Origin of the sequence: Tenacibaculum sp. L6 (assembly GCF_028823685.1) — a bacterium.
Taxonomy (GTDB): domain Bacteria; phylum Bacteroidota; class Bacteroidia; order Flavobacteriales; family Flavobacteriaceae; genus Polaribacter.
Window position 1 is genome coordinate 1 of record NZ_JAPEHZ010000068.1, and the last position, 11,272, is coordinate 11,272.

The 11,272-nt window shown below is 33.3% G+C and carries 11 protein-coding genes and 1 pseudogene; 10 read left to right on the forward strand and 2 right to left on the reverse strand.

Going from position 1 to position 11,272, the window contains the following annotated elements:
* The first annotated feature begins 234 nt into the window (after positions 1-234).
* The 4 genes and pseudogenes from OU788_RS10520 (at position 235) to OU788_RS10535 (ending at position 4,168) form a co-directional block, all read left to right on the forward strand.
* A complete protein-coding gene (locus tag OU788_RS10520; RefSeq protein ID WP_274635124.1) occupies positions 235-1,059 on the forward strand; it encodes a prephenate dehydratase in 825 nt (274 codons plus the stop codon).
* Positions 1,056-2,198, forward strand: coding sequence for a pyridoxal phosphate-dependent aminotransferase (locus tag OU788_RS10525; protein ID WP_274635125.1), 1,143 nt, complete (start codon positions 1,056-1,058; stop codon positions 2,196-2,198). Before OU788_RS10520 ends, OU788_RS10525 begins: the two co-directional genes overlap by 4 nt.
* Positions 2,198-3,075 (forward strand): annotated as a pseudogene (locus OU788_RS10530) (prephenate dehydrogenase). The gene OU788_RS10525 and the pseudogene OU788_RS10530 overlap by 1 nt, the downstream one beginning before the upstream one ends.
* Positions 3,076-3,085: 10 nt before the next feature.
* A complete protein-coding gene (locus tag OU788_RS10535; RefSeq protein WP_274635126.1) occupies positions 3,086-4,168 on the forward strand; it encodes a bifunctional 3-deoxy-7-phosphoheptulonate synthase/chorismate mutase type II in 1,083 nt (360 codons plus the stop codon).
* A gap of 38 nt (positions 4,169-4,206) precedes the next feature.
* Here OU788_RS10535 and OU788_RS10540 read toward each other — a convergent pair whose 3' ends face one another.
* On the reverse strand, positions 4,207-4,683 hold the full coding sequence (locus OU788_RS10540; RefSeq protein WP_274635127.1) for a hypothetical protein: 477 nt from the start codon (positions 4,681-4,683) through the stop codon (positions 4,207-4,209).
* A gap of 65 nt (positions 4,684-4,748) precedes the next feature.
* Between OU788_RS10540 and rsgA the strand changes: the two genes are divergently transcribed.
* The 5 genes from rsgA to OU788_RS10565 all read left to right on the forward strand — a co-directional run bounded on the left by rsgA (position 4,749) and on the right by OU788_RS10565 (position 8,322).
* Positions 4,749-5,690 (forward strand): ribosome small subunit-dependent GTPase A, encoded by a 942-nt coding sequence (gene rsgA / locus OU788_RS10545; protein ID WP_274635134.1) that lies wholly within the window; start codon positions 4,749-4,751, stop codon positions 5,688-5,690.
* 113 nt (positions 5,691-5,803) lie between these two features.
* Positions 5,804-6,256 carry a D-aminoacyl-tRNA deacylase gene (dtd, locus tag OU788_RS10550; protein WP_274635128.1) on the forward strand — a complete coding sequence of 151 codons (453 nt, stop codon included), beginning with the start codon at positions 5,804-5,806 and terminating at the stop codon, positions 6,254-6,256.
* Positions 6,257-6,901 (forward strand): TatD family hydrolase, encoded by a 645-nt coding sequence (locus OU788_RS10555; protein ID WP_274635129.1) that lies wholly within the window; start codon positions 6,257-6,259, stop codon positions 6,899-6,901.
* Positions 6,898-7,614 (forward strand): tRNA threonylcarbamoyladenosine dehydratase, encoded by a 717-nt coding sequence (locus OU788_RS10560; RefSeq protein WP_274635130.1) that lies wholly within the window; start codon positions 6,898-6,900, stop codon positions 7,612-7,614. The genes OU788_RS10555 and OU788_RS10560 overlap by 4 nt, the downstream gene beginning before the upstream one ends.
* Before the next feature lie 66 nt (positions 7,615-7,680).
* On the forward strand, positions 7,681-8,322 hold the full coding sequence (locus OU788_RS10565) for a YceI family protein (RefSeq protein ID WP_274635131.1): 642 nt from the start codon (positions 7,681-7,683) through the stop codon (positions 8,320-8,322).
* A 51-nt stretch (positions 8,323-8,373) separates the two neighbouring features.
* Here OU788_RS10565 and lipB read toward each other — a convergent pair whose 3' ends face one another.
* Positions 8,374-9,078, reverse strand: coding sequence for a lipoyl(octanoyl) transferase LipB (gene lipB, locus OU788_RS10570; RefSeq protein ID WP_274635132.1), 705 nt, complete (start codon positions 9,076-9,078; stop codon positions 8,374-8,376).
* 155 nt (positions 9,079-9,233) lie between these two features.
* Between lipB and OU788_RS10575 the strand changes: the two genes are divergently transcribed.
* Positions 9,234-11,272: reprolysin-like metallopeptidase (locus OU788_RS10575; RefSeq protein ID WP_274635133.1), on the forward strand; the 2,039-nt coding region annotated here is incomplete at its 3' end.

Below are 11,272 nucleotides of genomic sequence, written 5' to 3' on the forward strand. Positions count from 1 at the left end.
TTCTTTTTATACATTTTTTCAAAAAAAGTTTGGTTTACTGAAATTTATTTCTAAGATTTGCCTCGTACAAAGAACACAAATACAATGATGTTACAAAACGTATGGCAAGGTTTCTATTTTTACTTTTACTTTTTTAGTAAGAGCTGAGACTTTGTACCATATTGTTAAACTAACAAGAAAATAATATAGCTAATCAAAGTCTCGAATTTATCGAGGCTTTTTTTTTGACCTAAAATGAAAAAAATAGCCATTCAAGGAATACAAGGAAGCAACCATCATACTGTTGCAAATAATTTCTACGAAGAAAACATCGAACTAGTTGAATGTTTGTCTTTTGATGCATTGGTAGATAGCTTATTGAATTTCCAAAGTAAACAAGCAATTATGGCACTAGAAAACACCATAGCAGGCTCAATCATACCCAACTATGCTCTAATTGACAAGTACAATTTGCATATTTCTGGTGAGTATTACTTGCCTATACACCATCATTTAATGGCGTTACCAAATCAACAAATTGAAGATATTACTGAGGTTTGCTCACACCCAATGGCTTTGTTACAATGCAAAGAGTTTTTCAAACAACACAAACATATAAAGTTAGTTGAAGATGTTGACACCTCTGCTGTTGCGAAAAGAATTGCAGACCAACAATTAAAAGGAGTTGCTGCTATTGCACCAAAAATGGCTGCTGATATTTTTGGACTTTCTATCATTGAAGACGAGATTCAAACCATTAAAAATAATGCGACTCGCTTTGTAATTTTACAAACAAGTCACCCAGAAAATGGTAAGAATGAAATTAACAAAGCTTCATTAAGATTTGAATTAGATCATAAAAGAGGAAGTTTAGCCGCAGTTCTAAATGTAATGAGTGATTGCAAATTAAACCTTACCAAAATACAGTCATTACCCAAAATTGAAACACCATGGAAGTATGCTTTTTTTGTTGATGTAACTTTTGAAGCATACGAAGATTTCGAAAAAGCAAAAGCTATAATTCAAATTATGGCAGAAGAATTTAAAATATTAGGCGAATACAAAAACGGAAGATTATGATACAGTTTGCCAATCGTTTACAAACCGTACAAGAGTACTACTTCTCTAAAAAACTACAAGAAGTACGTCAATTAATTTCAGAAGGAAAACCAATTATAAATATTGGAATTGGAAACCCTGATTTGCAACCTCCAACATCAGTATTAAAAGCTATTCAAGATAGTTTACATGATACTGGAGCACATAGTTATCAGAGTTATCAAGGCTTACCTGAATTTAGACAAGCTGTTTCAAATTTTTATCAAAACAACTATGAAGTTACCATAAACCCAGCTAACGAAGTGTTACCATTAATAGGAAGCAAAGAAGGAATTATGCATATTTCATTAGCTTTTTTAAATGAAGGAGATCAGGTATTAATTCCTAATCCAGGATACCCAACTTACAGCTCTGTAACCAATTTATTGGGAGGAAAACCTATTTTTTACAATTTGGAAGAAGCTAGTAACTGGCAACCTAATTTTGAAGCTTTGGAAAAACTCGATACCTCAAAAACAAAATTGATGTGGGTAAACTATCCGCACATGCCAACAGGTGCCGATGCTACCAAAGAAACTTTTCAAAAGTTGATTGACTTTGGAAAAAAGCACAATATTGTAATTGTAAATGACAATCCGTATAGCTTTATATTGAACGAGCATCCTCAAAGTATTTTACAAATTGAAGGCGCAAAAGACATTGCTTTAGAGTTAAACTCGGTAAGTAAATCTTTTAACATGGCTGGGTGGCGTGTTGGAATGTTGTTAGGAAAACCTGAATTCTTAACAGAAGTTTTAAAAGTAAAAACTCAAATGGATTCTGGCATGTTTTATGGAATTCAAAAAGGAGCTACTAAAGCTTTAGAGTTAGAAAAGGATTGGTTTATCCAATTAAATAATACCTATAAAAAGCGACAAGAGTTAGTCTTTAAACTAGCAGATAAGTTAGGATGTACCTACGATAAAAACACCTCAGGAATGTTTGTTTGGTGTAAACCTCCAGAAGGAAAAACATCAGAAGAAATGATTGACGATTTGCTATATAACAAACACATTTTTGCTGCTCCTGGAACCATTTTCGGTAGCCAAGGTGAAGGTTACATTCGTTTTTCATTATGCGTTCCAGAAGAAAAAATTAACGAAGCAATCAACAGAATATAATGAACGTATTTATCATAGGACTAGGATTAATCGGCGGAAGTTTTGCCCTAGATATTCAGCAAGAATTTAAAAACGTTACTATCTACGGAATTGACTCCAGCGAAGAACATGGAGATCTCGCTTTAGAAAGAGGGATTATCCATCAAAAAGCAACATTTTCAGAATTGTCAAATGCAGACATAGTTATTATTGCCATTCCTGTAGATGTTTCACAAGAGGTAATTTTAAAAACATTGGATAATATCTCTGATACTTGTTTGGTTTTTGATGTAGGTTCGACTAAAGAATTGATTTGCGACGCTGTTAAAAATCATCCGAAGAGAAGAAATTTTTTAGCTACGCACCCTATTGCTGGAACGGAATTTTCAGGACCAAATGCAGCTTTGACAAATTTATTTAGAAGTAAAACCAATATTATTTGTGAAGTAGAAAAAACGGCTTTCAAACGGCTTTCAAATTACAAGAAAAAGCATTGGATATTTTTTCAAAATTAGGAATGCGTATTCGATACATGGATCCAAAATCGCACGATAAGCATATTGCCTACGTATCACATTTATCACATATCAGCTCTTTCATGTTAGGTAAAACGGTCATTGAAAAAGAGAAAAACGAGCGTGATATTTTCGATATGGCTGGTAGTGGATTTGCTTCCACTGTGCGTTTAGCAAAAAGTTCACCTGCCATGTGGACTCCTATTTTTAAACAAAACAAAGAAAATGTTGTAGAGTCTTTAAACGAATACATTAGTAACTTACAACAGTTCAAAACATTGTTAGAAAAAAATGATTTTCCAGAAATATATACTGAAATGGAAAACACCAATCATATAAAACAAATATTAAACGGAATTTTAGAGGTAGCACCTCAACAATAAAGATATCAAAATGGAAAACACAAAAGAATTAAGAACTTGGTTAGATGCCTTCGGATTAGGGCATCCACTAGTAATTGCAGGACCTTGTAGTGCTGAAACTGAAGAACAAGTATTAAAAATAGCTCACGAATTAAAAGATACAGATGCTACGGTATTAAGAGCTGGAATTTGGAAACCTCGTACAAGACCTGGGAATTTTGAAGGTGTAGGCGCTCTAGGATTAAAATGGTTGCAAAAAGCAAAACAAGAAACAGGAATGTTAATTGCTACCGAAGTTGCCAACAAAGATCATGTACAATTAGCTTTAGAGCATGATGTAGATATTTTATGGATTGGTGCTCGTACCACTGTAAGTCCTTTTATCGTTCAAGAAATTGCAGATGCTTTAGAAGAAACCGATAAAATAGTTTTGGTAAAAAACCCTGTAAACCCAGATTTACCATTATGGTTAGGTGCTATAGAACGTTTGTACTCAAAAAACATCAAAAAATTAGGAGTAATTCATAGAGGTTTTTCTACTTATGAGAAAACCCGATATAGAAACAACCCTGAATGGCAAATTCCTATCGAATTACAAAACCGTTTTCCTGATTTACCATTGATTTGTGATCCGTCACACATCGCTGGTCGTCGTGATATTATTTTCGATGTTTGTCAAACTGCCTTAGATTTAAACTTTGATGGTTTAATGGTTGAAACACATTACGATCCTGATAATGCTTGGAGTGATGCTTCGCAACAAATCACCCCTAAATCTCTAATTCAAATGATGGTAGACTTAAAAGTTAGAAAAGCTACTGATACCGAAGCTGATTACCGAAATGCATTGAACACTTTACGTACTCAAATTGATGTAGTAGACCATCAATTGATTGAAATGCTAGGGAAACGTATGAAAATAGCTGATGCTATTGGTGAATTGAAGAAAGATAAAAACGTTGCTATTTTACAAACTAGACGATGGAACGAAATCTTAGGTAAAATGATATTAGAAGGACAAGATAGAGGACTAAGCGAAGAGTTTGTTCTTAAAATGTTTAAGGCAATACACCAAGAAAGCATCAATCATCAAGAAAAAATCATTAACTCATAAAAAAAAGTAAAAAATAACGCGCCTAATGGCGCTTTTTTTTATTTTTCAGCAGACTCTGAAGTCTTAACCTCTCTTTTAAAAATATAACGTGTTATAAAAATTCCGTTACTATCTCCTTTTCCTCCATAACTCTCTACTCCACTATTAGAAAAAGCCAATTCCCAACCATTTTTTGCCATATCATTAAGCTTAGAGGTAATCACTGCATCATTTGCTACAATATTCTGAAAACGAATTCCTCCAATATTAAAGAAGTTTAAAAGTTTTGTTTCTTCGAAATTTTTAACTCTAATTTCCGATCTTTTCGACTTGTTTCTTTCATCATTTTCTTCTGACCTTCCAGAGGTAAAATCTTCAAAATTTCTCTCTTCGTCTGAAGAAATTAACCTAGATCTTCCCAAACCGTTTGGTACTATAGACTCAACACTTGTTATAACCTTATATTCATATGTTTGCGCAATAGCCGAAACATAAGACAATCCAATAAAACAAATAGATAATAATAGCTTTTTCATAATAAATTTTTAAAATTAAGGCACGAATATATTATTTTTTTATGAATAATCCGCATCTTTGTTTTATGACAGGAACGGTTTACAAATCTACAGGAAGTTGGTATTGGGTAAAGTCTAAAGGCGAGCTATACAAGTGTCGCATTAAAGGAAAATTTCGTATTAAAGGAATAAAAAGTACGAACCCTATATCTGTAGGTGATATTGTTGATTTTTCTTTAGAAACCAATAATGATGAAGAAACAGGTTTAATTACCAACATTCACGAGCGTAAAAATTTTATTGTTCGTAAATCGGTTAACTTATCAAAACAAACTCATGTAATTGCTTCTAATATCGATCAGGTATTTCTGTTAATCACCATTGATAACCCTCCTACGTTTACCACATTTATCGATCGTTTTTTGGTAACTGCTGAAGCCTATTCAATCAAAACTATTTTAGTTTTTAATAAAATTGATTCGTATGAAATTGAGCAGCGTGCCGAAATTATGTATCTAAAAGATATTTATGAAGCTATCGGTTACGAATGTGTAGAAGTTTCTGCCACTGAAAACATCAATATAGATAAAATCAAAGAGATGATGACAAGCAAAGTAAGCATGTTTGCTGGTCATTCGGGAGTTGGAAAAACGACTTTAGTCAATGCCATTGAACCTTCTTTAGATTTAAAAACCAAAGAAATTTCTGAACAACACAAACAAGGGCAACATACCACTACGTTTGCTGAAATGTTTGATTTAAGTTTTGATGCTCGTATTATTGACACTCCTGGAATTAAAGGTTTCGGAGTTGTTGATATGGATAAAGATGAATTAGGTGATTATTTCCCAGAATTCTTCGCTTTAAAACAAGACTGTAAATTCAACAATTGCATTCACGTAAATGAACCGCAGTGTGCTGTTAAAGAAGCCTTAGAAAATGAAGAAATTGCTTGGTCTCGCTATAAAAGCTATTTACAAATTTTGGAAGGTGAAGACGAAAATTATCGAACTGATATTTGGGAATAGTGATTTGCTGTTGGCTATTAACTCTTAGCTTTTGGCTGTTAGAGGCTAGTTTTCAACTTTCAAACTAAAAACCTAACAATCCAACTATCTAACCATCTAATAATCTAAAAAAAATGAAAGCAGTAATTCAACGTGTTTCAAAAGCTAGTGTTACTATTGAAGGAGAAAAAGTTGCGAATATCCAAAACGGATTATTAGTCTTATTGGGTATTATTGATGACGATACACAAGAAGATATTACTTGGTTGACTAAGAAAATTGCCAATCTTCGTATTTTTAATGATGAAGATGGCATTATGAACAAGTCTTTACTTGATATTAATGGAGAAGCAATCATTGTAAGTCAATTCACTTTGCATGCTTCAACAAAAAAAGGAAATCGACCTAGTTATATTAAAGCAGCAAAACCTGGTATTGCAATTCCGTTATACGAAAATTTCGTTCAGCAATTTGAAATAGAGTTAGGCAAAAAAGTTCAAACAGGTGAATTTGGAGCAGATATGAAAGTAGAATTGTTAAATGACGGACCTGTAACTATTATTATTGACACCAAAGACAAAGTGTAATTGCAGTTTATTGATATTCATACTCACACTTCATCTACTCAAAAAGATGTTTTTTCAATAGAAAATAAATATCCTAATTCAACTGATTTTAGTACTCCTTTTTCTATTGGAATTCACCCTTGGTATATTTCAGAAAATTCTTTGCAAAACGATTTGAAAATTGTTGAAGAGCAACTAAGCTCCGAAAATTGTTATGCATTAGGAGAATGCGGTCTGGATAGAATAGCCGAAATTGACTTCTCTCTTCAACTAGAAGTTTTTAAGCAACAAATTCAGCTTTCTGAAAAACACAACAAACCTTTAATTATTCATTGTGTAAAGGCTTTCCAGGAAATTATTCAATTGAAAAAAGAAATCAAACCAAAACAACCTTGGATTGTTCACGGATTCAATAAAAATCACCAAATTGCGCTCGATTTAATACGACATCAAATATGTATATCCTTCGGAGCGAGTTTATTAAAAAATGAGAGGTTACAAGAAACTTTTTCAAAACTTTCATTAGACTTTCTTTTTCTAGAAACAGATACTTCCGAAGAACATATTGAAAACATATACAACATTGCTAGCGAACTAAGAAAAACCGAAAGACAAATAATTATAAATACTGTAAAACAAAATTTTAGTAGAATTTTTAAAAGATGAGTTGGTTAGAACGTACCGAATTATTGGTTCAAAAAGAAGGATTAGAGAAGATTAAAAAAGCCAATGTTTTAGTAGTTGGATTAGGCGGAGTAGGATCGTTTGCAGCAGAATTTATTGCGCGTGCTGGTGTAAATAAAATGACCATTGTAGATGGTGATGTTTTTGACAAAACGAACATAAATCGTCAATTACCAGCATTACATAGCACCATAGGAAAATCGAAAGCACATATTTTAGCTGATAGATTAAAAGACATCAATCCAGAAATTGAATTGACTGTTTTAGAAGAATTTTTATCGCCAGAAAGAGCCTTTGAAATCGTAACTCCAGACTTTGATTATGTGTTAGATTGTATTGACAGTATTACTCCTAAAGTCAATCTGATTGTTGCAGCACGCAGAAAAAAAGTGAAAATTATCAGCTCAATGGGAGCAGGTGGTAAATTGGATGCTTCTAAAGTAAAAGTAAAAGACATTAGCAAAACTAAGCACTGTAAAATGGCAAGAGCCATACGTAAACGCTTAAAAGAACTAAAAGTTGACAAAGGGGTTAGAGCCGTATATTCAGAAGAAATTCAAATTTCTGAAAGTTTAAAACTCACCGATGGAACCAACTATAAAAAATCATACTACGGAACCATCAGCTATATGCCTGCTGCCTTTGGCTTAGAAGCTGCCTCTTATGTAATTAATCATATTTTAACAAAAAAATAATCTCCATGGAAACTATTTTTTTATTATCTTTGCCCTCAATTAATAATCACTATTAAAAACTCAAAAATGAAAAAAACAATTTTAGCAATTGCTTTTATGGCAATGGGAGCTGTCGCTTGTAAGACAGAAAAAAACAAAGCTGCTGTAAGTGAAGAAAAAGAAGTAGCAAAAACAGAAAACATTATTAATACGTATAAAGCTAACGTTGCAGAATCTGTAGTTACTTGGAAAGGAAGTAAACCAACTGGTTCTCATAACGGTGTTGTAAGTTTAGAAAAAGGAACTTTAGAAATTGAAAACGGAGCTGTTAAGTCTGGTGAGTTTGTAATTGACATGAACACTATTGTTTGTGAAGATTTAGAAGCTGGTAACGGTAAAGAGAAGTTAGAAGGTCATTTAAAAAATACTGATTTCTTTGATGTTGAAAAATTCCCAACTGCTAAGTTTGAAGTATCTAGTTCTGAAGTAAAAGAAGGAAAAGTTCACGTTACTGGTAACTTAACTTTAAAAGATGTTACTAAGAGCATTACTATTCCTGCTACTATTACTGAAGCTGAGGACGCTGTTACTTTTAAAAGTGATGTTTTTAGCATTGATAGAACTGATTTTGGTATTACTTATAGCTCTAAGAAAATTGACGCTGCTTTAAAAGATAAATTCATTAACGATTTAATGGAAATTTCTTTCGAAGTTAAAGCTAAAAAATAATTTTAGTTTTCTATAGAAACTAAAAAGGGTTGACAATTGTCAACCCTTTTTTTATGTTTTAATAAATTCCTCTACTTCAAACAACGCTTTGAAATGTTTCAGAATTTTTTCTTTCACTTCTTCCTCAGGTATTTTCTTTCCTAATTCGGCTTCCATAGAAGTTACTGCCTTACCACGAATTCCACAAGGAATTATATTGTCAAAGTATCCTAAATTGGCGTTTACATTTAATGCGAATCCATGCATGGTTACCCATCTACTCGCGCGAATTCCCATCGCGCAAATTTTTCTAGCAAACGGTGTTCCAACATCTAACCAAACTCCTGTTTCTCCTTCACTTCTTTCAGCTTTAATCCCATATTCAGCAATTGTTAAAATGATAGATTCTTCTAACAAACGTAAATACTTATGAATATCGGTAAAGAAATTTTCTAAGTCTAAAATTGGGTATCCAACTATTTGTCCAGGACCATGGTAGGTAATATCTCCTCCTCTATTAATTTTATAAAAAGTAGCTTCTTTTTCTTTAAGCTTCTCTTCATTCAATAATAAATTACTAATATCTCCTGATTTTCCTAGAGTATATACGTGAGGGTGCTCGACAAATAAAAAATAATTTGGGGTTTCAATACCACCTTCTCCATTCCTCTTTTCTCTCTTTAATGAAACTATCTCGTCTAACAAACTTGTTTGATAATCCCATGTTTCTTTGTAATCTTTTTTTCCTAGATCACTAACTCTTACTTTTTTATTCATAAATTAGGCGTCTAAATAGCCCTACAAAGGTAGGGAAAATTAAACTTTTACTGTTATATGTAAGACTTATCAATAACTAAATCATGTCGAAAAGAAACTCCCTTCTCATATTTTGCATTTTACTTTTTTCAACTTCTGGTTTGTTCTCTCAACAGATGTGGACGAAAACATCTAACGAAACAATTAGGCTTCAAAAAAAAGAAGTACTTGCTACTAAAGTTTCTCCGAATCAACACCTATTAATGAGGTTAGATTTAGAGAAGTTTACAAGTGTTTTATTAAACTCAAAAACTAAGAACACTTCTAATGAAAAAGTAATAATGCTTCCTAATGCGAATGGAGATATTCAACGCTTTTTAGTAAAAGAAACCTCATATTTAGCTCCTGAGTTAGCAGCAAAATTCCCACAAGTAACATCTTTCTCTGCGCAAGGGATTGACGATACTTCATCTACAGCTAAAATAAGTATTGGAAAAGATGGTGTGCATGTTATGTTATTCACCTCAAATGAGGGTACTGTTTATATTGACCCTTACACAAAAGACCATAAAGAGTATGTCGTTTATAAAAAAGGAGAACTTGCTTCTTTAGAAGATGATTTCTCGTGTAAACTTGAAAATACTGTTCAAAAAAATAGTTCTTCTTCTTTACAAAGTAGAAATGCTAATGATGGAACATTGAGAACTTTTAGAACTGCTATTGCTTGTACTGGGGAATATGCACAGTATCATATTGAAAGAAATAATTTAGAATCTGCTTCAGATAATGAAAAAAAAGCAGCTGTGCTATCTGCTATAAATACCACAATGACTCGTGTTAACGGTATTTTTGAAAGAGATTTAGCCACAAGAATGGTGCTAGTTGCTAACAATGATGAGTTAATTTTCTTAGATGCAACAACTGATGGATTATCAAACGATGATGCAAACTTCTTAATAGATGAAAGCCAAGTGAAATGTGATGCTATTATTGGAGATGCAAATTATGATATCGGACATACCTTTAGCACAGGAGGTGGAGGATTAGCCCAATTAAATTCTGTGTGTGAAACTGGATATAAAGCTCAAGGAATAACAGGTAGAAGTCAACCAATAGGCGACGGATATGCTATTGATTATGTAGCACATGAAATAGGGCATCAATTTGGTGCTACGCATACATTTAACAACTCTTGTAGCGGTAACAGAAGTCCTATAACTGCTGTTGAACCAGGAAGTGGATCAACCATTATGGCTTATGCGGGTATTTGCTCACCAAACATACAAGGAGCTAGTGATGATTATTTCCACGCTGTTAGTATCGCTCAAATGTGGGAACATATACAAGGAACGGGTAGTTGTGCTAGTACTTCTAACACTGGAAATACCGCTCCTACAGCTACCGCAGGAAACAGTGTAAACATTCCTAGATCTACACCTTTTGTTTTAAAAGGACAAGCTGCTGATGTTGACGGAACAGCTTCTTTAACCTATACTTGGGAACAAATTGACAATGAAATAGCAACCATGTCTCCATTAGCTACCAATACTGGTGGCCCAATGTTTAGATCTTTATCGCCATCAAATTCCCCTGATAGATACTTCCCTGCTCTTTCAACTGTGGTAAACGGAAGTACTTCTACTATATGGGAAGTTCTTCCTTCAGTAGCAAGAGAATTAGATTTTGCTTTTACCGTTAGAGATAACCATGCAGGAGGAGGTAGTACTGCAAGAGATGATATAAAAATTACCGTTGTAAATACTGAACCTTTTACCGTAACAAGTCCTAGTTCAGTAGTTTCTTGGGGAACAGGAGCTACACATACGATTACTTGGAACAAAGGAACTTCTGACCAAGCTCCAATCAACTGTGCTAGTGTAAATATTAGGCTTTCAACAGATGGTGGTCAAACTTTTCCAATCGTTTTAAAAAGTAACACTCCAAATGACGGATCAGAAAACATTGTTATTCCTGATACCCCTACTCCGTCTGCAAGAATCTTAGTAGAAGCAGCTGACAACGTTTTTTACAATGTAAACAACACCAACTTCACTATTTTTCAAGCAGATCCTACGTTTTCAATTTCTAACACCACTGGTGATTTATCTGTATGTAAAGTAGCAAGAAATGAGCTTGTTTTTAATTTTGATTACGTGGCTTTATATGGTTTTACTGAAACAATCAGCCTTTCAACCACTGGAACACCATCAAACGC

What these genes read in the sequence shown, in the direction of transcription:
- OU788_RS10520 (WP_274635124.1), top strand. Translation starts at nt 235, where the DNA reads ATGAAAAAAATAGCCATTCAAGGAATACAAGGAAGCAACCATCATACT.
- OU788_RS10525 (WP_274635125.1), top strand. Translation starts at nt 1,056, where the DNA reads ATGATACAGTTTGCCAATCGTTTACAAACCGTACAAGAGTACTACTTC.
- OU788_RS10535 (WP_274635126.1), top strand. Translation starts at nt 3,086, where the DNA reads ATGGAAAACACAAAAGAATTAAGAACTTGGTTAGATGCCTTCGGATTA.
- OU788_RS10540 (WP_274635127.1), bottom strand. Translation starts at nt 4,683, where the DNA reads ATGAAAAAGCTATTATTATCTATTTGTTTTATTGGATTGTCTTATGTT.
- rsgA (WP_274635134.1), top strand. Translation starts at nt 4,749, where the DNA reads ATGACAGGAACGGTTTACAAATCTACAGGAAGTTGGTATTGGGTAAAG.
- dtd (WP_274635128.1), top strand. Translation starts at nt 5,804, where the DNA reads ATGAAAGCAGTAATTCAACGTGTTTCAAAAGCTAGTGTTACTATTGAA.
- OU788_RS10560 (WP_274635130.1), top strand. Translation starts at nt 6,898, where the DNA reads ATGAGTTGGTTAGAACGTACCGAATTATTGGTTCAAAAAGAAGGATTA.
- OU788_RS10565 (WP_274635131.1), top strand. Translation starts at nt 7,681, where the DNA reads ATGAAAAAAACAATTTTAGCAATTGCTTTTATGGCAATGGGAGCTGTC.
- lipB (WP_274635132.1), bottom strand. Translation starts at nt 9,078, where the DNA reads ATGAATAAAAAAGTAAGAGTTAGTGATCTAGGAAAAAAAGATTACAAA.